The sequence below is a fragment of the Parabacteroides vesiculifaciens genome (assembly GCF_049860805.1).
In the GTDB taxonomy this organism is placed as follows: Bacteria; Bacteroidota; Bacteroidia; order Bacteroidales; family Tannerellaceae; genus Parabacteroides.
Window position 1 is genome coordinate 1463258 of the sequence record NZ_CP187555.1, and the last position, 25597, is coordinate 1488854.

Consider the following 25597-nt stretch of genomic DNA (forward strand, 5'->3'; position numbering starts at 1 on the left):
AAATGAAAAAGAAATTATTAAGTTTTGCCTTTGTCAATAAGACAGATAAGGATGTATTTATAAATATGGGACAAACATTTTTTATAGTGAATGGCAAAGCTAAAGATTATTATCAAGAGAGAACCTTTGGCTTACATGATTTTACACAATATTCAGCAGAGGTGGGGACAGGACAAATTACTCTTGAGACTAATGGCTATTGGGGGAGTGAGAAGTATTATGAGAATATGCAAGCCATTAATAATGCAATGAAAATCAAGAAATCGGTTTCTACAACTAATTCAGTAACTATAAAAGAAAAAGAAATTATATGCATTCCGGCCAATTCATATAAGATTTTATGTAAATGCTCTGTGAATCCTGTAGTATTACAGACATGTATTAAAAATAAAGATTTCCCTAATAGAAACACAAATGTAGGTTCATACGATAAGAAAACAACTCCTCTTGTATTTAAAAATAGAATTGCATATGGATTCAATAAAGATGGGATAGCTGAAAAATATGTAGAAAGTGATTTTTGGCTTTCTTCGGTTGATAATTATTCTCAGAAAGCGGCAACAGAAGAAGTTAAAACAAAAATAGAATGCTATGGATTTAAACATTCCGAAAAAAGAAGAACCTTTAAAATTGGTGGCCCCAATATGTTCTATCAAGTTTACTCAAAGCCGAAATAATCAGGCATCTTGAATTATCTTCATGGCAACGAAAAAGATCATTGCCATGAAGATCTCCTCTTTTTATTCTTCCTCTCTCACGACATCCGCCACCTCCGCCCGTGCCTCCCGAATCAAATCCCCCGGTGCGAGGCGTATCTGCAAGCCCCGTTGTCCGGCACTGACATAAATGTGGTCGAACTGTCCGGCCGTATGGTGGATATAGGTTGGGAAATGCTTTTTCATGCCGATAGGGGAGCAGCCGCCACGGATGTAGCCGGTGAGGGGCAGGAGATCCTTGACCGGAATCATTTCACAGCTTTTGTTGCCGGAGACTTTGGCGGCCTTTTTCAGATCGACTTCGTCGGCACCGGGGATGACGCAGACGAAATAGCCGCTCCGGTCGCCATGCAGGACAAGCGTTTTGAATACCTGCGCGACATCCTCGCCTAACTGGTCGGCAACGTGTGTCGCGCTCAGATCGTTTTCATCCACTTCATAAGGAACCAGCTGGTAAGCCACTTTGGCTTTGTCCAGCAGGCGTGCTACGTTTGTTTTGTTAATTTTCATCACTGTTTATACTCCTTTCATAGAAAGCTGGACCCGTTTCCGCACGAGGTCGACGCTTAACACTTTTACTTTCACATGCTGATGGATCGAGACAACCTGGGTCGGATCGCTGACGAAACGGTCTGCCAATTCGGAAATATGAACCAGCCCGTTCTCTTTGATGCCGACATCGACAAAGCAACCGAAGTTCGTTATATTGGTGACGATACCCGGCAGGACCTGCCCTTCTTTCAGGTCTTCGATCGTTTTGACCGTCGGGTCGAAAGAGAATACCTGGATGGCCTGGCGGGGATCACGTCCCGGCTTATCCAGTTCTTCCATGATATCCAGCAAGGTCGGCATTCCGACTTTATCCGTTACATATTTCTTCAGGTCGAGCTTTTTCTTCAGGTCCTTATTGCTGATCAGCTCGGCGACGGTACATTTCAAATCTTTAGCCATCAGTTCGACGATCGGATAACTTTCCGGATGGACGGCCGAGTTGTCCAACGGGTTCTTGCCACCCTGGATGCGAAGAAAACCGGCGCTTTGCTCGAAAGCCTTTTCTCCCATGCGGGGAACTTTCAGCAGTTCGCGGCGGGATTGGAAAGGCCCGTGTTCGGTACGGTAGTCAACGATGTTCTGTGCCAGAGTAGGGCCAAGGCCGGAAATATACGTGAGCAGATGTTTGCTTGCCGTATTGACATTCACGCCGACTAAGTTCACGCAACTTTCCACCGTCTGGTCGAGGCTCTTCTTCAGAGCACCCTGCTCGACGTCGTGCTGATATTGCCCGACACCGATGCTTTTCGGATCGATCTTGACCAACTCGGCAAGCGGGTCCATCAGGCGGCGGCCGATGCTGACAGCGCCACGGACCGTCACGTCATATTCGGGAAATTCGTCGCGGGCGATCTTGGACGCGGAATAGATGGACGCTCCATTCTCACTGACCACGAACACCTGTACCTTGCGGTCGTATCGGATATTGGTAATGAACTGCTCCGTCTCACGGCTTGCCGTCCCGTTCCCGATAGCGATGGCGTCGATGGCATAAGTCGCTACTAATTGTGCCACTTTGGCAGCCGCTTTGCTTTTTTCATTCTGGGGCGGGTGGGGGTAGATCGCTTCGTTATGCAACAATGTCCCTTGCGCGTCGAGGCAAACCAACTTGCAACCTGTGCGGTAGCCGGGGTCTACACCCAACACACGTTTCTGTCCTAACGGGGCGGCCAGCAACAACTGGCGCAGGTTCCCGGCAAATACACGGATCGCTTCTTCATCGGCTTTCGCCTTGCTCAGATTGGCAAATTCGGTTTCGATGGAAGGTTTTAGCAAACGCTTGAAAGAGTCGTCTACGGCTGTCGACACCTGGTCGGATGCCTCGCCACGTCCTTTCACGAAACGACGTTTCAGACGGTCCAAACAGTTATCCGTGTCGGGTGAAATGCTTACGCGCAGGATGCCTTCCGCTTCACCGCGGCGCAGGGCCAGCAGGCGATGCGAACTGGTGCGGTTCAACGGTTCGCTGAATTCGAAATAATCGCGGTACTTGGCCCCCTCTTCCTCTTTCCCTTTGATGACCTTCGACGTGATAACGGCCGTATGCGAAAAAGAATTACGGACAGTGTTGCGCGCCTCTTCGTTCTCATTCACCCATTCGGCAATTATGTCACGTGCTCCTTGCAAGGCTTCTTCCGCGTTCCTTACTTCTCCTTTGATAAAGGCTGACACACGGGAGGACAAGTCTCTTTCGGTTTGCATCATCACCACTTTGGCAAGGGGTTCGAGGCCCTTCTTGCGGGCGATTTCCGCTTTGGTGACGCGTTTGGGCTTGTAAGGCAGATAGAGGTCTTCTATCTCGGTGCTGTCCCACGAATCCTCGATACGCTTTTTCAGTTCGGGAGTCAGTTTGCCTTGTTCTTCTATGGAGGATAAGATGCTTTCTTTTCTCTTTTTTAATTCGGTCAGTTTGTCCAACTGATCTTTGATGTTGCCGATCTGGACTTCATCCAGCCCTCCGGTCACCTCTTTGCGATACCGGCTGATGAAGGGGATTGTCGCTCCTTCGCCCAGCAGCCCGATGGTTCGTTCCACCTGTCCGGCAGGGATGTTCAGGATGTGCGAGATCAGCGCATGAAATGATGTTATCATATGGATTGTTTCTTTATATTTGAGTTGCAAAGATAATGGTTTGACCTTTATTTTGCTCCAACCGGACTGGCTTATCTGCAAATAAGCGCAGTTCTTCCGGATTATGGGAGGTGAAGAGAATGGTCTGTCTACTTTCAGCTTGCTGTTCACGAATACATTCGATAATCCGGCGGCTCAGAGCTTCGTCCATGCCTTTAAAAGGTTCGTCCATCAGCAGGAGTGGGGAAGGGTAAGCCAGGGCGCGTGCAATCGCAACGCGTTGTTGTTGCCCGAAGCTCAGTTCATTCGGGAAACGGTTTGCAAAGTCTGCCAATTCCATTTCCCGTAATACGGAAATCGCCTGTTCAAGAGCCATCTCTTTCGTCAGCCAGCCAGCCAGGGGCAAGGCGATGTTTTCAGCAATTGTCAGTTGGTTAAGTAAACAGGGTTCCTGGAACACATAAGGGATTCCGGGTTTACAGTTCATTTTTATTACTCCTTGTGCCGGTTGCAGAATGTTTCCAATCAGGTTCAGCAATGTCGTTTTGCCGGTTCCCGACGGGGCTGTTATGCCATATATGAATCCTTGTCCGAATGTATAGCTGAGATGGGATATGACTGTTTCCGGACCATACCGGTATGAAAGATCCTGGATCCGGATATCGCAGTTTTCCTCTGCCGCCGGCAGCTCGGAAGCATGCTTATTATAATGTATAGGAAATTGTTGTTTCCCCAGCCGGCTGATTCCTTTATCAAAAAGATAACTGATCAAGATCGCGATAATGGTCCAGGCAATCAATTCGGGAACATTTATAAAAACTTGCGCCTGTTTCATCTCTCCACCGATACCGGGCGTGCATTGTGCCAATACTTCACCCATGATAATGGCACGCCAGCCAAAACCCAAAGCGGATGCAAGGCCGCTGTACAGGAATGGCTTCAGTTGGGGATAGATCACTTGTGCCAGCCTGTTCCACCGTCCGATCTTGAATTGGTGAGCCATGATTGAAAGTTCTTTCCGCCGGCTCCGTAATCCTCTCGTCAGGTTTTCCGTAAGGAGCGGGAACATGGTCAGAAAAGCGATTATCAGGGGAATACTTTCTGCATTCAGAAAGATCAGAGCTAAGAGTATAAAGGAAATGACCGGGATGGAACGCAGGATTGCCAATAGCGGACGGAAGAGCTCGTATGTCCATTCGCTTTTGTTGAACAGGAAAGCGGTTCCCATTGCTGCTGTTAACGAGATCGACATCCCAGCCGCTCCACGCAACACTGTTGCTGCGACTGACCGGTAGAAAGAACCGGATGTAAAAAGTGCAGCAAGCGTACTCAGCAGGCGAGGAACAGACGGTATCAGATCCGGTAAACGAACCAGCATGGCGAATAGTTGCCAGGCCAGTAAGAGAATTGTTATCGACAGGATTGTAAGGATACTTTTCTTCATTTTCCGGATTATTTATAGAAATTCCCGTCCGGCATCTTTCCTCCCAATGCTTTGGGCTCATATTGTCCGATCAGTTGCAGGAAACGGAGTATATTCTCCCGGGCTTCGGAGGCTGTTTTATAATCGATCTTGCAACGTCCGATACTTTCGGGAGTCAACATGCCGGAAGCAAATACATCTTCGTTTTCTAATATACGGATAGCCTGTTCCGGCTGTTCCACAGCAAAGCGGCAAGAGACACTTAAAAGACTGTCTATCGTTTTTTGATGCTTTTTCAAGGCAGGCGCATAAAGTATGGCAGTCTGTGCAAATCCCAAAGAGGTTGAATCGGGCCTGTTCAAGTCTGCCAATATTTTTAACGTGCTGTCTTTCCTTAACGCTATACTCAGAAACGGCTCTCCCAGAACGGCATTGTCGACTTTCCCGGCCAATAATCCCTGCATTATTTCCCGTGCAGTCGTGAAGGAATAATTCAGAGCGTAGTCTAACTTATGTTGCTTGAGATAGTGACGGGTAAGAATGTCCGGTGTCGTCCCGCCTCCGAAGATATGTAAAACCGGTTTGCCGCTTTCACCGGATACATCCTGATCGCTTCTGCCCGCCAGATAAAGTGTTCCCCATATGGGGCAACCGGCCAAATGATACTGAATGCCTTTATTATACAGATTGGCCGCACTGATCATCGGCAGAACGGCTATATCCGCCTCGCCCTTTATCAAAGCGGCCTGCATCAAGTCGGGTGAATCGATTATTCGAACGGATAATGGTTTGCCATCGATAACGGGCGTTTCAGTCATCCATTGTGCAAAGGCAATAGCGGAAGGGCCACGCAAAACAAATACATGTATCGTTTCCATGTCTGTTTTCGGTTTACTATTGCAGCAGCATAAAATAAGTAGCAAGCAAAGGCATCTGAAGAATGTCATAGCATAAAAAGTTTAGGCAAACTTACGGAAAAACTTGCGATTTATGGCAAATCACATAAAAAAATGCCGCTGTGATATAAAACCACAACGGCATTCCTAATTATATTAAAGAAAATCAAGACTCGATGGCCGATTCGCTTTTCTTTACATTCGTCACAATCTCCTGTTTGTCCTTATCGAAATCGACAACAATCGTATCTCCTTCTCCGACAGACGCACGGATAATCATTTCTGCCATTTCGTCTTCTAAGTATTTCTGAATGGCACGTTTCAGCGGACGGGCTCCGAACTGCACATCATATCCTTTGGTCGCCACAAAGTCTTTGGCGGCATCTGTCAGTTCCAATGAATAGCCCAGACTTGCCACGCGTTTGTAAAGGCCTTGCAACTCGATATCGATGATCTTGTGGATCGATTCTTTATCCAACTGGTCGAACATGATGATATCGTCTACACGGTTCAGGAATTCCGGAGCGAATGCCTTATTCAGAGCTTTCTGGATAACGCTGCGCGAGAAGTCCTTATCCGGTTCGCCGGCAGCCTGTGAACTGAAACCAACACCACGGCCGAAGTCTTTCAACTGGCGTGTACCGATATTGGAAGTCATGATCAGAATTGTGTTCTTAAAGTCGATCCGTCTGCCAAGACTGTCAGTCAGGCGGCCTTCATCCAATACCTGCAATAGCAGGTTGAACACGTCCGGATGTGCTTTTTCGATCTCATCCAACAGGACGACAGAGTAGGGTTTACGACGAACCTTCTCAGTCAACTGACCACCTTCTTCATAACCGACATATCCCGGAGGTGCACCGATCAGGCGGGACACCGCAAACTTTTCGAGGTACTCGCTCATGTCGATACGGACCAGAGAGTCGGCCGAATCAAACAGGTATTCTGCCAATTTCTTAGCCAGGTGAGTCTTACCGACCCCCGTCGGTCCTAAGAACATGAATGTTCCGATCGGTTTGTTCGGATCTTTCAGACCGACACGGTTACGTTGGATCGCTTTGACAATTTTCTGAACGGCATCATCCTGACCGACCACTTTCTTTTTCAGGTTCTCGGCCATTTCGAGCAGTTTCAGGTTTTCTGCTTTTGCGATACGCTGTACGGGGACACCGGACATCATGGCAACAACTTCTGCCACCTTATCTTCGTCTACCGTTTCACGATGCTCCTGCAATTCCTGTTCCCATTTGGCTTTAGCTGCTTCCAATTGCAAAAGATACTGACGTTCCTTGTCGCGGAAGCTGGCAGCCAACTCGAAATTTTGTGACTTTACGGCAGCGAGTTTCTCTGTTTTAGTCGCCTCGATCTTGGCTTCCAGCTCTTCAATGCTCTTCGGAACCGTAATGTTAGATATATGTACGCGTGAACCGGCTTCATCCAGTGCATCGATTGCTTTATCCGGGAAGTTGCGGTCGCTGATATAACGTTCTGTCAGTTTGACACAAGCCTGCAGAGCCTCGGGTGTGTAGATCACATTATGATGCTCTTCGTAACGGGCTTTGATATTTTGCAGGATCTGCAAGGTTTCTTCCGCCGTTGTCGGGTCGACGATCACTTTCTGGAAACGACGTTCCAAAGCACCGTCTTTCTCGATGTTCTTACGATATTCATCGAGTGTCGTAGCACCGATACATTGTATTTCACCACGAGCCAAGGCCGGTTTCAGCATATTGGCGGCATCCATTGAACCGGAAGCCGAACCTGCACCGACGATCGTATGAATCTCGTCTATGAACAAGATGATATTCGGGTTCTTCGACAGTTCGTTCAGAATCGCTTTAATACGTTCTTCAAACTGGCCGCGGTATTTGGTGCCTGCCACGATAGAAGCCATATCCAGGCTGATCACCCGTTTGTCGAACAAGACACGGGATACTTTACGCTGGATGATACGCAATGCCAAACCTTCCACTATCGCCGATTTGCCGACACCCGGTTCGCCGATCAGGACAGGATTGTTCTTCTTACGGCGACTCAGAATCTGCGCCAGGCGTTCGATCTCTTTTTCGCGTCCGACAATCGGGTCGAGACGGTTTTCAGCTGCCGCACGCGTCATATCCGTACCGAAGTTATCCAATACAGGCGTGTCGTTCGGTGATTTGGGCTGTGCAGAACCGGCTCCGGAAGAGGAGCGGGGGGATTCCCTGCGGGAAGAAAAATCATCGTCATCGTCTTCATCATCGTCGGTATACCCGTCGCTGATTTCTTCAAAGCGTTCAATATCTTCTTCTCCTATAAAATCTTCCATACGTCTCAATCCCGTACCGCTTACCAGGTAATTATATACACTGCGATACGTTATGCCTACTTCGCCCAACACTTTTGCCGCAACGTTAAACTCTTCTTTCAGAATAGCCAGAAGCAAATGTTCCGTTCCGGTTTCTTCTTTTTTGAATAAGCGTGATTCAAGCATACTCATACGAAGTACACGCTCGGTTGTTTTACTGATGGCTATATCATGCTGGACTGCCTCTTCGGCATCAATTGTATTCTTAATTTCTTGTTCGATCTTTCTCTTGATATCCCATTCGTCGATGTTCAGTTCGCGCAGGGTTTGCACGGCCTTTCCTTCGCCGTCACGGATAATTCCAAGCATTAAGTGTTCCGGTCCGATATAACTGTTCTGAAGCCTTGCAGCTTCTTCCCGGCTATACTCTATAACGTCCATTAATCTCTTTGAATAGTTATTTTTCATATTATAATGATGTACTGTGATAATGCAAATGTAATAAACTCTCGTTATATACCTAACAAAATCCATGCCATTATTCCTTAAAAGAAAATAATGCAAGCAAAAGCTGATTTGTCATATTATTACAAAAACCGGGCTTGTCCTGTCATAAAGAAACGTTAAAAAATATTACCCGCAAGTGTAAATCTGATTACATACGCTACTAATCCGATTTAGACGGGGTGGTAGTTTCATTTTGATAGTTTGAAACCTGATGCCTCCTGACAAGTAAATTCTAAAATTTCGAGTCAAAAGTTTTCGTGATACACAGAAAAGCCTTACCTTAGTGCACTTTTTGAAAGGTGAGATATTGAGTGTAATTAATATAAAACTAAATGGTTGATCAAGACAGAATTATTAAGATTAACATCGAGGAGGAAATGAAATCGGCATACATTGACTATTCAATGTCTGTCATAGTTTCGCGTGCTCTCCCGGATGTTAGGGATGGTTTTAAACCGGTTCATCGTCGTATTTTGTTTGGAATGAATGAATTGGGTAATACATCCGACAAACCTTATAAAAAATCTGCGAGAATTGTTGGTGAAGTTTTAGGTAAATATCATCCACACGGCGACTCGTCCGTCTATTTCGCAATGGTTCGTATGGCACAGACATGGTCTATGCGTTATACGCTGGTGGATGGACAGGGAAACTTCGGTTCAGTGGATGGTGACAGTCCTGCCGCAATGCGTTATACGGAAGCAAGGTTAAGCAAGCTTGCCGAGGAAATGCTTCGCGATATAGACAAAGATACGGTTGATTTCCAGCTGAACTTTGACGATACGCTGAAAGAGCCGACTGTATTGCCGACTCGTATTCCGAATTTGCTCGTAAATGGTGGTTCCGGTATTGCCGTTGGTATGGCGACAAACATGCCGACACATAACCTGAGCGAAGTTTTGGATGGCTGTATGGCTTTCATCGATGCTCGTGGAGAAATGGAAGTGGCAGATTTAATGCAATATATCAAAGCCCCGGATTTTCCCACTGGCGCAACTATCTATGGATATGCCGGCGTGAAAGATGCTTTTGAAACAGGTAGGGGACGTATCATCCTGCGTGGTAAAGCCGAAATCGAAACGGAAGGCAATCACGAGAAGATCATCATCACTGAAATTCCTTACCTTGTTAATAAGGCGGAATTGATCAAATATATTGCAGATCTGGTAAACGAAAAGCGCATCGAAGGTATTTCTAATGTAAACGACGAGTCGGACCGTAGCGGTATGCGTATCGTTGTGGATGTCAAGAGAGATGCCAATTCAAGCGTAGTGCTGAATAAATTGTATAAGCTGACAGCTTTGCAGTCTTCTTTCAGTGTCAATAATATCGCATTGGTAAACGGGCGCCCGCGCCAGCTTAACCTGAAAGACCTGATCAAGGCTTTCGTAGATCATCGCCATGAGGTTGTGATCCGTCGTACTAAATACGAATTGCGTAAAGCAGAAGAACGTGCCCATATCCTGGAAGGCCTGATTATTGCTTCCGATAATATCGATGAAGTTATTGCAATTATCAAGTCATCTAAGAATCCGGCTGAGGCCATCGAACGGTTGATGGAACGTTTTTCCCTATCGGATATACAGGCCCGTGCTATTGTTGAAATGAGACTTCGCCAGTTAACAGGTCTGGAACAGGATAAACTTCGTGCAGAGTATGAAGAAATCGAAAAATTAATCGCATATTTGAAGGAAATTCTGGAAAATGACGATCTTTGTATGAAAGTCATCAAAGACGAGTTGCAGGAAATCAAGGACAAGTACGGAGACGAACGTAAAACAGATATCGTTTATGCTTCCGAAGAGCTTAATCCTGAAGACTTCTATGCGGATGATGAGATGATCATTACCATTTCCCACATGGGATATATCAAGCGTACGCCGTTACGTGAATTCCGTGCTCAGGGACGTGGCGGAGTAGGGGCCAAAGGTTCTGAAACGCGTGATGAAGACTTTGTGGAATATATCTATCCGGCTTCTATGCATGCCACCTTGCTGATCTTTACGGCAAAAGGTAAATGCTACTGGCTGAAAGTATTCGAAATTCCGGAGGGAGCGAAGAACTCGAAGGGTAGAGCTATCCAGAATTTATTGAACATCGAACCGGACGATAAGGTAAACGCCTTTATACGTGTAAAGAAGCTGACAACGGACACAGAGTTTATCAATTCTCACTATCTGTTATTCTGTACAAAGAAAGGTGTGATCAAGAAGACGCTGCTGGAAGCATATTCCCGTCCTCGCCAGAATGGTGTAAATGCCATCACATTGCGTGAAGACGACGGTCTGATCGAAGTTTGTATGACAAATGGCAATAATGAAGTCCTGATTGCAAACCGAAACGGACGTGCTATCCGTTTCCATGAAAATGCAGTGCGTGTTATGGGTCGTACAGCTTCTGGTGTCAGAGGCATGTCACTTGACGACTCAAACGACGAAGTGATTGGTATGGTTTGCATAAAGGATAAAGAAAAAGAAACAGTACTGGTTGTGTCTGAACAAGGTTACGGTAAACGTTCTAATATAGATGATTATCGTATTACGAACCGTGGAGGTAAAGGTGTCAAAACCATCAACATTACGGAGAAGACCGGTAAGCTGGTTGCCATCAAGAATGTTACGGAAGAAAACGATATCATGATCATTAATAAATCCGGTATCGCAATCCGTATGAAGGTATCTGATCTGAATGTTATCGGACGTGCAACGCAAGGGGTACGCCTGATTAATTTGGGGAAACGTAATGACGAAATCGCCTCTGTATGTAAAGTGCTGTCACAGACTGAAGAAGAAATAGCCGAAGAAAAGGCTCAGCTTGAAGCTTTAGAAGATGTAGCCATTCATGAACATCCAATAGAGAATACCGATTTCGAGGATGTCTCTAATGATGTCGAAAGCAATGAAAATGTGGACGATACAGAAGAAACAACTGAGGAATAATTTAAACAAATAGAAATATTAATCTCAAATCACTATCACAAATGAAACGAGTATTATTAACAGTTGCACTATGTGTTGCAGCATCTGCCTCTTTCGCACAGAAAAAAGCTGTGAACGAGGCACAGAGTATTGCTAAAGGCAGTAACGCAGACTTCGGAGAAGCCAGAACCTTGATTAAAGGTGCATTGGAAAATCCTGAAACTAAAGATGACGCTAAAACTTGGTATGTAGCAGGTTTTATTGAAGATCAACAGTTTAACGCTGAAAGAGCAAAACAGATTCTGGGACAGCAGCCGAACGAGCCGGTTATGTATGAAGCTTTGTATGGTATTTTACCTTATTTCCAGAAAGCCTACGAACTGGATCAGTTGCCTAACGAAAAAGGTAAAGTAAAGCCTAAATACACAAAAGATATCAAGAGCATCCTGGGTGCTAATCATGTATATCTTTTCAATGGCGGTGCATATTACTTTGATAAACAAGAATATAAAAAAGCGTATGATTTCTTCAATCAGTATGTGGAAATTTCTGAACTGCCGATGTTTGAAGGAACTCAGACTGCTGAAAAAGATTCTACATTCATGACTGTCCAGTTCTATGCAGCAGCTGCTGCTTCTTTGGCTAAAGATTCTAAATTGGCTATTGCCGCTTTGGAACGTGCTAAAAAAACTCCTTATCGTCAAAATGATGTTTACCAATATCTTTGTTACGAATATGGAGAGGCAAGAACTCCTGAAGATTCTTTAATGCTGGAAAAGACACTGGAAGAAGGTCTTCAAGTTTTCCCGGATTCATCTTTCTATTTAAATAACTTGATCAATATTTATATCTATTCCAATAGAAATGAAAAAGCGTTGGAATTATTGAATATTGCTATACAGAAGAGTCCGAACGATGCAAACCTTTACAATGTAATGGGACGTGTTTATGAAACAGGATTGAAAGACAATGTTAATGCAGAAAAGTATTTCAAGATTGCTTTGGAGAAAGACCCTGATCTGACAGATGCATTATCTAATATTGGTCGTATCTACTACAATCAGGGTGTAAACAAACTGAGCGAAGCTAATATGATCAACGATAGTAAGAAATATCAGGAAGAACTGGGCCATGCAAAAGAGCTCTTTAAACAAGCTCTGCCATATTATAAGAAAGCTCATGAAGCTGAACCGGAAAAAATGGACAACATGATTGCTTTAAGAGGTATATATTACAACTTAAACATGGGTCCGGAATTGGAAGCTATCGAAGCTGAAATGAATAAATAATAGATCCAATAGATTTATGGGAAAAAGGAGTTCCTCAATCGGAGGGCTCCTTTTTTATTTTAATAAATAACACCTTGTGTTAGTAATATAATTAGCCAGTTTGTTCTGATGTGGGAGGTTTCAACAGAAGTCCAATAATCTTATTAAACATAATCGTAATTATCTCAAGTAAACATATAGAGCATGGGATTGGTTATATAAGGAATAAAAAAAGCCCGTATCCAACTTCACAGTTACATACGGACCAAACAAATAACAAACTCTACTTATATGAAAAAACAAATACTACTAACTTAATCATGTTAGGAATTTCTTTGGATGCAATTCCTAATTCATTTTATCATATAACAGCATACAAACCGGTTTGGTTCATGAATAATGAAAAAAAATTCTCTTTGGTAAGCTTAGATATGGATTGTGAGTCATATAACCCTGTATTACAGAAATATATCATTTATGAAATAACTAATATCATTTTTAAAACATGATCCTCTTTTCTTTCTTGTACTTTTAAAATCGAATTTCAACCTAAAAAGATATTACCATGAAGGAATTGAAAATGTTTATTGATGGCAGATTCATAGAAAACGAATCTGGAAAATGGATTAAGGTATTAAATCCTTCTACTGAAGAAGTTATCTCGCTAATGCCGGACGGTACGGTCGAAGATGCTAAAAGAGCGATCGATGCAGCAGAAAAAGCCCAGGATCAATGGGAAAGAACACCTTCTATAGAGAGAGCCGCTTATCTGACTAAGATTGCAGCAGGTATCCGCAAAAGAGAAAAAGAACTTACTGATATAATTGTTCGTGAAGGTGGAAAGACGCAAGGTCTGGCTAATGTAGAAGTACTTTTCACAGCCGATTATATCGATTATATGGCCGGATGGGCTCGCCGGTATGAAGGAGAAATTATCCCCAGCGACCGACCGCGGGAAAGTATATTCCTGTTCAAGAAAGCAATTGGCGTAACGACCGGTATTCTTCCCTGGAATTTCCCGTTCTTCCTGGTTGCGCGTAAGGCGGCTCCTGCTTTGATTACCGGTAATACGATCGTAGTAAAACCGAGTCAGCTCACCCCTGAAAATGCATACGTTTTCGCACAAATTGTGGAGGAAGCCGGTTTGCCGGCCGGAGTTTTCAACTTAGTGAACGGGCGTGGCTCAGTGATTGGCCATGAACTGGCTGCAAATCCGAAAGTAGGTATGGTCAGTCTTACCGGAAGTGTGAGTGCCGGACAACAGACAATGGCTGCTGCTGCTCCCAATATCACGAAAGTTTCTTTGGAATTAGGTGGAAAAGCACCTGCAATCGTGATGGAAGACGCGGATATCGATTTGGCGGTGAAGTCGATTATTGCTTCACGTGTTATCAATACAGGACAAGTCTGTAACTGTGCGGAACGAGTCTATGTAGATAAAAAGATCAAAGAAGTCTTTATGGAAAAACTGGTGGCCGGTATGAAACAGGTAAAAGTCGGTAATCCAAACGAGATTGCAGACTTGGATATGGGGCCGCTGATCGAAGCAAATGCTCTGGCTGCTATGGAGCAAAAAGTTGAAAAGGCAGTTCAACAGGGAGCTAAATTACTGTGTGGCGGCCACCGGATCGGGACAAAAGGATATTTCTTCGAACCGACAGTACTGGATTGTGCCACACAAGAAATGGATATCGTACGCGAAGAGACCTTCGGTCCTATCCTGCCCGTTGTCGAATATACGGATATTAACGATGCGATTGCATGGGCTAATGATTGCGAGTATGGATTAACCTCTTCCGTATATACGCAAAACCTGGATCATGCATTCAAGATCATGCGTTCTCTGAAGTTTGGCGAAACATACATCAACCGTGAAAATTTTGAGGCTATGCAAGGTTTCCATGCCGGCTGGCGTAAATCAGGAATCGGCGGCGCTGATGGGAAACATGGCCTTGAAGAATATTTACAGACACATGTCGTTTATATAGAGACAAAGGAATAATGAAAATTGAGGCTGTCTGACAAATCAAGCTCCTCCATGACTGGATAGTGACTTTTCAGACAGCCTTACAAAAGATAAATAACTTATACCTGCTCCAATAAGTAGTATTCGGATAGGATATCCCGCACTTTCTCAGGAGTCAGGCGCCCGTAAACCTTTCCGGCAATCGTAACAACCGGAGCAAGCCCGCAAGCACCTACGCAGCGCAGGCAATCCAATGAGAACAGGCCGTCAGGAGTAGTCTCTCCTACTTTGATCTCTAACTGGCGTTGGAACTCATCCAATACTTTCTCGGCTCCACGTACATAACAAGCCGTCCCCAGACAGACGGAAATAGGATATTTCCCCTTCGGAGTCATGGTAAAGAACGAATAGAACGTGACAACCCCGTATACCCTGGAAACCGGTATATGCAACCGGCCGGCAATAATCTCCTGCACTTCGCGCGGAAGATAGCCGAATATCCCCTGGGCGGCATGCAATATATTGATCAGCTCTCCCGGATCGTTATTATGTTCATCACATATAGCCAACAATTCATTGATCTTTATCTGAATCAAATGTATCTTCATCTTATCCATCGTTTATCCCTCCTGATTTTCTTGCGTAAACATATTAATGGCTTCTTTCCGGTCGAAATAGTGCGTATGTAACAGCTTATGGGCACGCGGTCCGCACGGTTCTCCCAAATAGTTGGCATAAAGAGCCTGGATGTAAGGATTTTCATGGCTCTTGCGAAGCGTCTTATTGCGATCTTCCTGATAGAGAGCCTCCGCACGCTTGCGCAGTACCTCCATCCTACCCCTATGGAACGGTTGGCCGCCACCACCTATACAACCACCCGGACATGCCATAATTTCGATAGCATGATAGGGCGATGTGCCGCTTTTAACTTCTTCAACCAGTTTGCGGGCATTGCCCAAACCGTGGGCGATCCCTATTCTTATCGGGGTTCCGTCGAAATCTATTGTCGCACTGCGAATGCCTTCCAATCCGCGGAGTTCTTCGAAATCGATCTTGGGAAGAGGCTTTTTCGTGTATAGTTCGTAAGCCGTACGACAGGCAGCTTCTATCACGCCTCCGGTTGTTCCGAAGATGACGCCGGCTCCTGTCGATTCGCCTAACGGACGATCAAAATCACTATCCGGCAGTTCCGTGAAGTTTATGTTCGCATATCGTATCAAGCGAGCCAACTCGCGTGTGTAGATCGAAATATCGACATCCGGATTACCATCGACCGTAAATTCCGGGCGGCTTGCTTCATACTTCTTTGCCAGGCAAGGCATGATAGACACGACGACGATCCGCTTCCGGTCCACTCCCAGCCTTTCGGCAAAATAGCTTTTGGCAATTGCCCCGAACATCTGCTGCGGGCTCTTAGCCGTAGACAGGTTGTTTAATAATTCAGGGAAATGCTGTTCGACAAAGCTGACCCAACCCGGGCAGCAACTCGTCATCAACGGCATTTTCACTTCCTTGTCACCCTTTAGGTATTTTTCGATCCGCTGTAGCAGTTCCGTACCCTCTTCCATAATGGTCAGGTCGGCGGCGAAATCCGTATCGAAAACATAATCGAAGCCCAATTGACGGAGGGCGGAAACCATCTTTCCTGTCACCAGCGTTCCGGGTTCACATCCGAAGTCGCGCCCTAAAGCCGTGCGGACAGCCGGGGCCGTCTGGGCTATCACGATCTTGTCCGGATCGGCCAACGCATCCAATACGGGCTGTTGCGTATTCCGCCCGCTCAACGCATTTACCGGGCAAACCGATACGCACTGTCCGCAATAAGAGCAAGTACTACCGGCGATATCCCGCTCGAAAGCCGTAGACACGGCAGCGTTAAAGCCTCGGTTGACAGCTGTCAAAGCTCCGACAGTTTGGATATTATTACACATGGTTTCACAGCGGCGGCACATGATACACTTATTCATATTGCGCACGATAGACGGCGAACGGTCTATCTGGAACGTAGACATCTCGCCCTTATAGCGAATCTCGCGTATTCCCAGGTCATGGGCGATCGCCTGTAATTCGCAATGACCGTTGCTACTGCAAGTCAGGCATTCTGCCGGATGGTTGGAAAGAATCAACTCCATCACGGTTTTCCGGGCATTCATCACACGCGGGCTGTGTGTCTGCACGACCATCCCTTCGGTACACTCCGTTTTGCAGGAAGGAGCCAGATTGCGGCGGCCTTCTATCTCGACCACACAGATACGGCAAGCACCCGGATTGTTTTCATAGTTCAAATCCTCCAACTTCATGTAGCAAAGAGTCGGAATGCGGATACCCATCCCTTTTGCGGCATCCAGGATCGTGGTTCCTTTGGGGACTTCCACAGGTCTTCTATCTATAATAAGTTTTACTGTTTCCATTTTAATTTGTCCTTTGTCTGTTCGATATTCTTAGTGCACATAAATGGCACCAAACTTACATCTCTCTATACACGAACCGCACCGGATACAAGTCTGCGGGTCAATCACATGCGGGACCTTCTTGTCTCCCGTGATCGCATTCACCGGACACATCCGGGCACAAAGCGTGCATCCCTTGCATTTCTCCGGATTGATAAAGTATTGCGTCAGTTCACGGCATTGATGAGACGGACAACGTTTTTCCTTTACATGGGCCAGATATTCGTCATAGAAGTTATCCATCGTTGACAAAACCGGGTTGGGTGAAGTCTGACCCAATCCGCACAGAGCCGTGTCTTTTATCACGCCGGCTAAATTGCGAAGCCGGTCCAAGTCTTCGATTGTCCCGTTGCCGGACGTAATCTTTTGCAACATCTCGTGCAACCGCTTGTTCCCGATCCGGCAAGGAGCACATTTGCCGCACGACTCCTCGACCGTGAAATCCAGATAGAACTTGGCCATAGCCACCATGCAATCGTCTTCATCCATCACAATCATACCGCCCGATCCCATCATCGAACCGGCCGCCAGCAGATTGTCATAATCGATCGGCAAATCCAGATGTTTCTCGGTCAGGCATCCGCCCGAAGGCCCTCCCGTCTGTACAGCCTTGAACTTCTTTCCGTCCTTAATGCCACCACCGATACCGAAGATCACTTCACGCAACGTCGTCCCCATCGGAACCTCTATCAGCCCGACGTTGTTTACTTTCCCCGCCAGGGCGAATACTTTCGTACCCTTGCTTTTCTCCGTGCCTATGCTACTGAACCATCCGGCTCCTTTTAACAGGATAACCGGCACATTGGCATACGTTTCCACATTGTTCACATTGGTCGGGCAACCCTTGTAACCTTGTTCGCTCGGGAATGGAGGCTTGACGGTCGCTTCCCCTCGAAGCCCCTCCATACTATGGATCAAAGCCGTTTCTTCACCGCAGACGAAAGCCCCCGCACCATAGCGTATCTCGATATCGAAAGAGAAATCCGTCCCGAAGATGTTCTCACCCAGCAGACCATATTCTTTCGCTTGCCGGATCGCAATCTTCAACCGCTCTACGGCCAACGGATATTCGGCCCGGATATATACCAGCCCTTTCGTGGCTCCTGTGCAATATCCGTTGATCGCCATCGCTTCTACGATGGAATGCGGGTCACCTTCCAGGATGGAACGGTCCATAAACGCCCCCGGATCACCTTCGTCCGCATTACAGACGACATATTTCTGGGGAGCTTTCACTTTGCGGGTTATCTGCCATTTCAGGCCGGTCGGGAAACCGCCTCCTCCTCTGCCGCGCAAGCCGCTGTCCATGATCTCTTTGATCACAGATTCGGGCGTCATCTCGGTCAGCGCTTTTCCTAAAGCCACATAACCGTCGCGGGCGATATATTCGTCAATGTTTTCAGGATTGATAAAACCACAGTTTCTGAGGGCGATGCGGAGTTGTTTTTTGTAGAAATCGATATGCTTGGAATCGGGCACCTGCTTGTTCGTCTCGGGATTGACGTAGAGCAGCCGTTCCACCTTTCGTCCTTTCACCAGGTGTTCCCGGACGATATCCTCGGCATCCGTCGGTTTTACCTGGACATAGAACGTATTGTCCGGAATCATTTTTACCACCGGTCCTTTTTCACAAAAGCCGAAACAACCGGTACGGATCACCTGGACGGTTTCCTGCAACCCGTGTTGTTCGACGGCCTCTTTCAGATTTTGAAGTATAAGTTCACTCTGTGATGCACGGCAGCCGGTACCACCACACACCAGTATATAACTACTGTACTGTGCCATTATGTAAGTATTAAATGTTTAAGGAAGTTCGTTATTCCGGTTTGACAGTCGTGTAAGTAACCGGGATGATATCGTCCAGCAGTTCCCCGTTCCGGATGTAGCGGTCGATGATTTCATCCACTTTCGCTTTCTTCACATGTCCGAAAACAAGGGGTTCTTTACCCGGCAGGGTAACTTCGACAGTCGGTTCGGCATAGCAATACCCCATGCACCCGGTTTGTGTCACCAACGCATCTACTTTTTCACGATCCAGTGCTTCAACGAAATAATTCATGATCTCTTTGGCTCCGGCGGCAATCCCACAGGTAGCCATAGACACCCGAATCTGCACCATTTGTTCAGGATGATTACTTTTCTCTCTAATATCCAAGGTCGAGCGCAAGGTTTCACGCATCTTCCGGAGATCATCCAATGTTTTCACTTTATTCATGGTCTACACTATTTTAAGGTATAATACGCTTCTAAAAGGCATATCGCAAACATACGTATTTTTCCGGAATAAAACACGTCTTTTCTTATTTTCTCATTTATCCTTGTTCCAAAACATAGGTGTTTTATTGCAAAGCATAGGAGTTTTGAATCCGGAAGATATATGTTTGAAAAAAGGATGCTTTCCGATAGGGAAACGAGTCGTTATCCGTTTGGAAAAAGATAGTAACTCTTTCCGAAAAAAGTATGCACCTTTTGCCTGACAGGCCGGTACCTTTTCCTGAATAGCCTATAGGCTGTAAAATATAGCCTTAAGGGTATATTTTACAACTCCCGTCCTGCAAAAACATACCTATAAGCCGTTTTACATAAATTACATTCACTTTCACACGCTTGTAACTTATTAAATGACTGCCGGTTGTTGTGAACCCTGTGAAGTCTGTGATGAATTTTTGTTTTCCCTCCTATTTTAAATGCCAGTTTAAGCATCCGTAGGGTTCACTGTAAACAGCTATACATTAGTTATTTAGGGACATTCAGTAAATGTCTTTAAAAACATAAAATGGCATATGAAGATGCTTTGTTCATATCATCTCATATGCCATTTTTATTATCTATTCTTTCTCTCTGACCTAAAATCTTCTCCTTTCGGGCACGATGTTCCGGAAGAAGCCTGGGACTTCTTCTAATAGATTCTTTATACTTATGCTATGCAGCTCTCTTCTGTCTGTTTTTGATTTTATCAATCATCAATATGGCGTTTGCCGTATGTATTCCAAAGAAAATCCACAGGATTTCTGTTTTCCTGTTCCGTGCTTTGACTTTCGATAGCGAGTAATGCTGTTTTTGCGTACCGAAACTGCCTTCAAGCCTGGTGGCTCTTTCCCTTGAGAGTTCACTCCTGAGAACCTTCCTCACCCGCTCATCCTTCGCGTCCCTTCCCTTGCGTACAAAGGAGGTTGATATCCCATATTTTGTACAGAACTTCCTGTTGGCATTATTGGCGTATATGGAATCGGCGGCCACACACCTGACCCTTACATTCATCAACTTCTGATGCATACGGATACAATCCTTCAAGCGTATGCCCTCATTGAATGCCTTGAAAGAGACGTGCTCGATGAACGAGATCCCGTCTATCTGTATGTTATTAACCTTTGCGCCGAACTCTACAGATTTTACCTCCTTGCCCCTTACGATAGGGCGTACGTAATGACGGTCAATACTGACAATACGGTCACTGACCTTCCTGCCTTCAAAGAGTTCCTTTTCCTGTACAAGGACCTTTCTGATGATGGAAAGCCGCTTCTGATAATCCTGTGTATATGTGAGTGAAGAGCCGTATTCTCTGTGAATGTCATCCCGTTGTATGATGAGTTTTTCCAGGAGTCTGATCATGCGACGCCTCAGCATCCTTGTCCTTGAAGCCTTCCTCTTTCTTTTCTTGCAATAGGATAGATAGGATACCGCAACATCCGCATATTTGTTACGGGGACGCCTTATGCCGAGTTGCCCACAATGTATGCGGATATGCCGGTAGAGCCATTCGATGCTTTCCCAAAGGAGCTTCATGTCCGTAGGGAAACGCATATGACTTTCATAGCATGTGGCATCGGACATGCATACGTGAAGGTTCTCAAGATAAGGCTTCCAGTGTGAGGCAAGGATTTTCTGAAGGGAGTCGATGTCAAGACGGGATGCTATCTCATTACGGACAGCACTGATTATCTTGTAGTTCGTTATAGGGCAGGACGGGTCTATCATGATACCACAGAACAACTGATAGTGTATGTTTCCGTTAAGATGTTCTACCAATAACCTGTCAGAGAATCCGGTGTAAGCCTTCAGTACCATAAGGGCTATCTTCGCGGAAGGACTGAAACTGTTCCTGCGACCCAAGCGGGATTGTGAAAGGCCTATCTCTTTGGCTATGCTCTCGAACGGAAACACGGAATGAAGACTGCCAAGTTCACTCGCATGAAAACTCTTACGATATTTTTCCAGAATATCGAATTCTGTAAACCCTAAAGTAGGGTGAATTTCTGAAATATTTTGTATCTTCGCCATATCTTAGTGTGGATATTTCCCCCGTTTTGGCCGTCAAACCGTATTTTACGGGGGAATACCTAAAGATACAAAAAAGCCAACTAATTCGCAATACTTTTAGTATGAATTAGTTGGCTAATTTTATAGGATTTACTGAATATCCCTATTTAGAACGCTGTGAAGGTGAACCCTAAAACAAAAAAAACCGTTTAGGAAAGGTTATTTATCTTCGACAGCACGCGTCTGCAATACTTTGGAGTTAGGCGGAACACTATGGGTAAGCCAGATGTTACCACCGATCACAGAGCCATGCCCTATCGTGATCCTTCCCAAAATAGAGGCATTGGAATAGATCGTAACGTAATCTTCGATAATCGGATGGCGCGGTACGTCCAGGGGCAACCCTTCTTCATCCAGGGTAAAACTTTTTGCTCCCAACGTCACACCCTGATAGAGGCGGACATGATTCCCGATTACGGCTGTCTGCCCGATCACGACGCCGGTTCCATGATCGATACTGAAATATTCCCCGATCCGTGCTCCCGGATGAATGTCTATACCCGTGTCTGAATGAGCCATTTCCGTTATAATGCGCGGAAGCACAGGCACACCGAGTTTCAGCAGTTCATGAGCCACCCGCTGATAGAGAATGGCATGGATCGCCGGATAACAGAAAATGATCTCGCTGGGGCTTTTGGCTGCCGGGTCGCCATCCAGGATCGCTTTCACATCCGTAGATAACAGATATTTGATATGCGGAATCCGGTTAATAAAAGCGACGGCTATTTCAGAGGCACGGTCCTTGGAGTCGCAACAACGTTCGACCTCAAAGCACAGGCCGTTATAGATTTGTTCTTGGAGCAGATCATAGACCTGCTCCAGATATACGCCTATATAATATTGTATGGAATCTGTCTGCGCCTCCTGCTCCGTCCCGAAAAAACCGGGGAAAATGACCTTGCGTAGCAGGCTCATGATCTCACGTAACGCTGTCACCGAGGGCGACGGTTTCTGGTGCAACGGTATGTATTTATACTCCGCCAAACCTGCTGTCGATAAGAACTCTACGTTTTTTTGAATCTCTTCTAATACCTTTGTCCTATTCATCTTTTACTGTCATTTTCCTGGATCCCAGACAGGATCATACATCATGAAGAAATTATTCTCAAATCGATCTTGGCCTAAGATATAAATCTTATCCTTCAGTATGAACATATGGTAATTATTCATACGCTGGAGAGTCGTTGCATGCTCTATCCATTGGCTGTTCGATAAATTATATTCCCAGATCTTGCCATTATTGTCTACCATAAAGAAACTGTCCCACTGCTCGTTCTTATAATAAACGGCAGACGAGACAACCCCGATGTTGCCGGGTAAAGAGCCGGGAGCACTCTCCCAAGCCGTCAGGCTATCGGAGGCAACCCAAAAACCTTTTTTCAGTCCGGTGCTGCTACCCAAGCCTGCATACACCTTATCATTCGCTACCAGAGCTATTCCTTTTTGTTGGGATACTGGGAACTTATCCGTCTTCTTCTCCCAGGTTTCTCCGGTATATTTCCAAAGTTCTTGTGAGTTTTCGTTATTATTCACACCTCCGAGGACATATACGGAATCCCGGTAGACGAAACTAACCGCATCATAGCGCCCTGCCCCTTCCGGCAGTGGAGCCATTGTCGCCCAGGTATTCGAAGAGGGTATATAGATCTGAACATCCGTCGCAAATATGGAATTGTCAGTACCTCCGATGATATAGGCGTTGTCACCTTTTATACAAGCCGTCATCTGCGAATAGCTCTTGATGTATGGTGCTTCAGAAGTCCATTCATCGACATCTGGTTTATAACTGTAAGATTCGTCCGTCCGTTCACTGCCCAAGTCCCCTCCGACAATAAAAGCTTGATTGTTGATTGCAAAACCGGCAGAGAAGGAACGTTTGGCTCCCTGGTAAATACTTTTAGCCGTAAGTATGGCAGGAGTGGTGAACGACTGGACTTCGGTTCCATATTGGATTCCGTTTTCATTGGCCGCATAAGCATTCACATAGTAGGTCGTTGCTCCCGTCAGGTTAGTCAACGTATATGTAAACACTTTATTTTCGTCCAATTCTCCTAATGATATTTCCTTATAAGAGGAATTTTTGTCCGTAACCTTCGGGTTTTTATTGGTTGCCGACCAGCAAATGCCGACAGTCGTAACGGCAGACATACCTTCATTTTGCAATTCCCCGCTTATCACAGCCGAACCGTTGACAATCGTTTCTACTGCAACCGGATTGGTGACAATTGTCGGCAATTGGCTTTTCGGGAAAAAGTCTTTTGTATTGGTGCTGTATACAGTACCGAAGGTATTTGTAGCATAGCCCCGGACATAATATTTTTTATTCGGTTCCAGGCTGTGTATCCTTCCGCTGAACTTACCGTCGGTAATGCCTGAACAGACAATCGTATCTGCATCTTCAACCGTAGGAGTTTCCATCACTCCCCAGCAAAAGCCATAGGCAGTCAGGGCGGAATCTCCTTCACTGATCAACAACGCAGATACATCGGCGGTTGTAAAGCTTGTACTATCGAGAGACAGGGCACCTAATTCAGGTTTGCCATCCGTCGTTTTAAAAGAGTCCACATCAAAAGAAAATTCACCGAACACGTTGGTCGCGAATGCACGTATATAATACGATGTGCTGGGTTTCAGGTTTGTAATGGAGCAACTGAATGAATCCGTTGCCAGATAGTCTCCGGTATAATGGATAATGGAATCCTGATCCGATGGCGGATTATTTTTCTCCGACAGATAGAAACCGATATCCTCGATCCCTTCCCCCCTGTTTTTGATCTTACCACTGACCAGGACGGATGTGGCCTTTACATTCACACTGTCGACCGGCACGGTATGAACCTGGCCGATACCTTCGATCGTCGTATAAGTGCCTTGGGCTGAAAAGGCCGTATCGGTTTCATTAATAGCATAAGCATAGATGTAATAGTTTGTAGCATCATGAAGATCGGAAACCGTTACTTCAAATTTATTATTCTTGATGCCGGAAGCCTTCTTATATCTTCCATTGTACATATTATTTTCGGGAGTTTCATCTTCCCTTTCGCTCCAGCAAAAACCACATTCGAGTATTTGTGAACCATTTTCCTTTATAATATTGGCACTTACGATTATGGATGATGCTTTCGTTGTCCCTGATGTCTCTGACAATTCCGGCGGAAGCCCGTTTTGAAGATGTGTGTTCATTTCCGGATCGTCAACACAGTTGGAGAACAACCCTAATGAGGCAAAGAAAGATAATAACAGATATATATGTTTCATACTATACAAAGATTAGAAAAATACACCCAGACCGGCATTGAGGTCTATATATTTAAAGTTTAATGTATTGCATCCTGCACTGACGAAAACCGGACCGAACTTGACCATAAAGTCCAGGTCGGCAGCCAGGCCGCTGTAAGAATAATCCATATTCTTGCTCCAATATGCCTTTTCAATTCTATGGTCTACGGCATCGATCGTTTTATATTCGCATAACAACTCACGGCTACCATACCCCAAACCTACAGACGTATAAAGCCACGGTGTACATTTAACAACGACACCTGCGGTTCCGGCATAGCAATTCACTTTCTTGTTATTCGTAAAACGAATGAGAGGCCCTCCTGCCACCGAACCTACTATCTGTCCGTCTCCCCTGCACTCGCTGTCATGGTCTTTAAACCCCAAATTCGTTTTAAAACGTGCAAACCAACCTAAACGGGATTTCACACCTCCGACGGTCAAGCCATAAGGTGCTTCTATAGAATAGGCATAACCAACAAAAAACTTCATCGGTTCTTTGGGTTTGTCTGGTTTCATTTGATTGGCAGAGGGATAAAAAACCGGCTCTACCGGTTTGCGAAGTGTTTCCAGACGGTCTTGCCAGGACTTTGCCAACGTTTCATTCTTGGAAGCTCCTATACCTTCGGTATAATAGACTATCAACTGCGAAATGGCTGTCGTGTCCTTATTATTGGCCATCAGTTCCAGGCAAGCCCGGCATTTGTTCATCAGGCTATGCATGGAAGGGCGCATCCGCTGGTTGGCTAACCAGATAGACGTGAGCTGCCCGATGCTGTAAGGGTCGCATTGCACGACACCTTCTTCATACCACATCCTTGCATCGCTATAGTCCAGGCGTTTCATCGCCTCGTCACCTTTTCTGTTATATTCTGTTTTTTGTTGGGCCAGCAAACACATCGGCAACACAACAAAAAGAGTCAAAATCCAAAGTCTTTTCATAAA

Annotated in this window: 17 protein-coding genes; 4 read left to right on the forward strand and 13 right to left on the reverse strand. The window is 45.5% G+C overall.

The window, feature by feature from the left end; translation table 11 throughout:
• Nucleotides 1–2 precede the first annotated feature (2 nt).
• The gene (locus tag ACPYIV_RS05930) at nt 3–677 is read left to right on the forward strand and encodes a hypothetical protein (RefSeq protein ID WP_425886114.1); all 675 of its coding nucleotides are present in this window, start codon (nt 3–5) and stop codon (nt 675–677) included.
• Nucleotides 678–740: 63 nt separating this feature from the next.
• On the opposite strand, the gene ybaK is transcribed toward ACPYIV_RS05930, so the two are convergent.
• From ybaK to ACPYIV_RS05955, 5 genes are all read right to left on the reverse strand, one after another.
• Nucleotides 741–1226, reverse strand: a complete 486-nt coding sequence (gene ybaK, locus ACPYIV_RS05935) for a Cys-tRNA(Pro) deacylase (RefSeq protein ID WP_301705398.1) — start codon at nt 1224–1226, stop codon at nt 741–743.
• Between the two features lie 6 nt (nt 1227–1232).
• The gene (locus ACPYIV_RS05940) at nt 1233–3359 is read right to left on the reverse strand and encodes a Tex family protein (RefSeq protein ID WP_301705399.1); all 2127 of its coding nucleotides are present in this window, start codon (nt 3357–3359) and stop codon (nt 1233–1235) included.
• Between the two features lie 13 nt (nt 3360–3372).
• Nucleotides 3373–4782 carry an ATP-binding cassette domain-containing protein gene (locus tag ACPYIV_RS05945; RefSeq protein ID WP_425886117.1) on the reverse strand — a complete coding sequence of 470 codons (1410 nt, stop codon included), beginning with the start codon at nt 4780–4782 and terminating at the stop codon, nt 3373–3375.
• Between the two features lie 8 nt (nt 4783–4790).
• Nucleotides 4791–5708, reverse strand: coding sequence for an ABC transporter substrate-binding protein (locus ACPYIV_RS05950; protein ID WP_425886119.1), 918 nt, complete (start codon nt 5706–5708; stop codon nt 4791–4793).
• 115 nt (nt 5709–5823) lie between these two features.
• Nucleotides 5824–8412: an ATP-dependent Clp protease ATP-binding subunit gene (locus ACPYIV_RS05955; RefSeq protein ID WP_293733757.1), complete on the reverse strand. Its 2589-nt coding sequence runs from the start codon at nt 8410–8412 to the stop codon at nt 5824–5826.
• A gap of 371 nt (nt 8413–8783) precedes the next feature.
• Between ACPYIV_RS05955 and gyrA the strand changes: the two genes are divergently transcribed.
• The 3 genes from gyrA to aldA all read left to right on the forward strand — a co-directional run bounded on the left by gyrA (nt 8784) and on the right by aldA (nt 14639).
• Nucleotides 8784–11390 (forward strand): DNA gyrase subunit A, encoded by a 2607-nt coding sequence (gene gyrA, locus ACPYIV_RS05960; RefSeq protein ID WP_425886122.1) that lies wholly within the window; start codon nt 8784–8786, stop codon nt 11388–11390.
• 41 nt (nt 11391–11431) lie between these two features.
• On the forward strand, nt 11432–12658 hold the full coding sequence (locus ACPYIV_RS05965; protein WP_299359728.1) for a tetratricopeptide repeat protein: 1227 nt from the start codon (nt 11432–11434) through the stop codon (nt 12656–12658).
• Between the two features lie 544 nt (nt 12659–13202).
• Nucleotides 13203–14639, forward strand: a complete 1437-nt coding sequence (aldA, locus tag ACPYIV_RS05970) for an aldehyde dehydrogenase (RefSeq protein WP_293734546.1) — start codon at nt 13203–13205, stop codon at nt 14637–14639.
• A gap of 83 nt (nt 14640–14722) precedes the next feature.
• Here aldA and ACPYIV_RS05975 read toward each other — a convergent pair whose 3' ends face one another.
• From ACPYIV_RS05975 to ACPYIV_RS06010, 8 genes are all read right to left on the reverse strand, one after another.
• Nucleotides 14723–15211, reverse strand: a complete 489-nt coding sequence (locus tag ACPYIV_RS05975; RefSeq protein WP_293734545.1) for a complex I 24 kDa subunit family protein — start codon at nt 15209–15211, stop codon at nt 14723–14725.
• Between the two features lie 12 nt (nt 15212–15223).
• Nucleotides 15224–17014 carry an NADH-dependent [FeFe] hydrogenase, group A6 gene (locus ACPYIV_RS05980; protein ID WP_293734544.1) on the reverse strand — a complete coding sequence of 597 codons (1791 nt, stop codon included), beginning with the start codon at nt 17012–17014 and terminating at the stop codon, nt 15224–15226.
• 30 nt (nt 17015–17044) lie between these two features.
• The gene (locus tag ACPYIV_RS05985) at nt 17045–18838 is read right to left on the reverse strand and encodes an NADH-ubiquinone oxidoreductase-F iron-sulfur binding region domain-containing protein (protein ID WP_293734543.1); all 1794 of its coding nucleotides are present in this window, start codon (nt 18836–18838) and stop codon (nt 17045–17047) included.
• Between the two features lie 31 nt (nt 18839–18869).
• Nucleotides 18870–19268, reverse strand: coding sequence for a (2Fe-2S) ferredoxin domain-containing protein (locus ACPYIV_RS05990; RefSeq protein WP_299360605.1), 399 nt, complete (start codon nt 19266–19268; stop codon nt 18870–18872).
• Nucleotides 19269–19975: 707 nt separating this feature from the next.
• A complete protein-coding gene (locus ACPYIV_RS05995) occupies nt 19976–21334 on the reverse strand; it encodes a transposase (protein ID WP_425886126.1) in 1359 nt (452 codons plus the stop codon).
• A gap of 198 nt (nt 21335–21532) precedes the next feature.
• On the reverse strand, nt 21533–22420 hold the full coding sequence (locus ACPYIV_RS06000; protein ID WP_299360606.1) for a serine O-acetyltransferase: 888 nt from the start codon (nt 22418–22420) through the stop codon (nt 21533–21535).
• 9 nt (nt 22421–22429) lie between these two features.
• Entirely contained in the window at nt 22430–24631 is a 2202-nt protein-coding gene (locus ACPYIV_RS06005; protein ID WP_425886128.1) for a Kelch repeat-containing protein, read from the reverse strand.
• Between the two features lie 12 nt (nt 24632–24643).
• Complete coding sequence (locus ACPYIV_RS06010) at nt 24644–25594, reverse strand: hypothetical protein (RefSeq protein WP_425886130.1); 951 nt, start codon at nt 25592–25594, stop codon at nt 24644–24646.
• Nucleotides 25595–25597 lie beyond the last annotated feature (3 nt).

Excerpts from the sequence above, each read along its gene's own strand:
- ACPYIV_RS05980 (WP_293734544.1), bottom strand. The coding sequence starts at position 17,014 with ATGGAAACAGTAAAACTTATTATAGATAGAAGACCTGTGGAAGTCCCC.
- ACPYIV_RS05975 (WP_293734545.1), bottom strand. The coding sequence starts at position 15,211 with ATGAAGATACATTTGATTCAGATAAAGATCAATGAATTGTTGGCTATA.
- ACPYIV_RS05990 (WP_299360605.1), bottom strand. The coding sequence starts at position 19,268 with ATGAATAAAGTGAAAACATTGGATGATCTCCGGAAGATGCGTGAAACC.
- ACPYIV_RS05940 (WP_301705399.1), bottom strand. The coding sequence starts at position 3,359 with ATGATAACATCATTTCATGCGCTGATCTCGCACATCCTGAACATCCCT.
- ACPYIV_RS06010 (WP_425886130.1), bottom strand. The coding sequence starts at position 25,594 with ATGAAAAGACTTTGGATTTTGACTCTTTTTGTTGTGTTGCCGATGTGT.
- gyrA (WP_425886122.1), top strand. The coding sequence starts at position 8,784 with ATGGTTGATCAAGACAGAATTATTAAGATTAACATCGAGGAGGAAATG.
- ACPYIV_RS06000 (WP_299360606.1), bottom strand. The coding sequence starts at position 22,420 with ATGAATAGGACAAAGGTATTAGAAGAGATTCAAAAAAACGTAGAGTTC.
- ybaK (WP_301705398.1), bottom strand. The coding sequence starts at position 1,226 with ATGAAAATTAACAAAACAAACGTAGCACGCCTGCTGGACAAAGCCAAA.
- ACPYIV_RS05930 (WP_425886114.1), top strand. The coding sequence starts at position 3 with ATGAAAAAGAAATTATTAAGTTTTGCCTTTGTCAATAAGACAGATAAG.
- ACPYIV_RS06005 (WP_425886128.1), bottom strand. The coding sequence starts at position 24,631 with ATGAAACATATATATCTGTTATTATCTTTCTTTGCCTCATTAGGGTTG.
- ACPYIV_RS05965 (WP_299359728.1), top strand. The coding sequence starts at position 11,432 with ATGAAACGAGTATTATTAACAGTTGCACTATGTGTTGCAGCATCTGCC.
- ACPYIV_RS05955 (WP_293733757.1), bottom strand. The coding sequence starts at position 8,412 with ATGAAAAATAACTATTCAAAGAGATTAATGGACGTTATAGAGTATAGC.
- ACPYIV_RS05985 (WP_293734543.1), bottom strand. The coding sequence starts at position 18,838 with ATGGCACAGTACAGTAGTTATATACTGGTGTGTGGTGGTACCGGCTGC.
- ACPYIV_RS05995 (WP_425886126.1), bottom strand. The coding sequence starts at position 21,334 with ATGGCGAAGATACAAAATATTTCAGAAATTCACCCTACTTTAGGGTTT.
- ACPYIV_RS05950 (WP_425886119.1), bottom strand. The coding sequence starts at position 5,708 with ATGACATTCTTCAGATGCCTTTGCTTGCTACTTATTTTATGCTGCTGC.
- aldA (WP_293734546.1), top strand. The coding sequence starts at position 13,203 with ATGAAGGAATTGAAAATGTTTATTGATGGCAGATTCATAGAAAACGAA.
- ACPYIV_RS05945 (WP_425886117.1), bottom strand. The coding sequence starts at position 4,782 with ATGAAGAAAAGTATCCTTACAATCCTGTCGATAACAATTCTCTTACTG.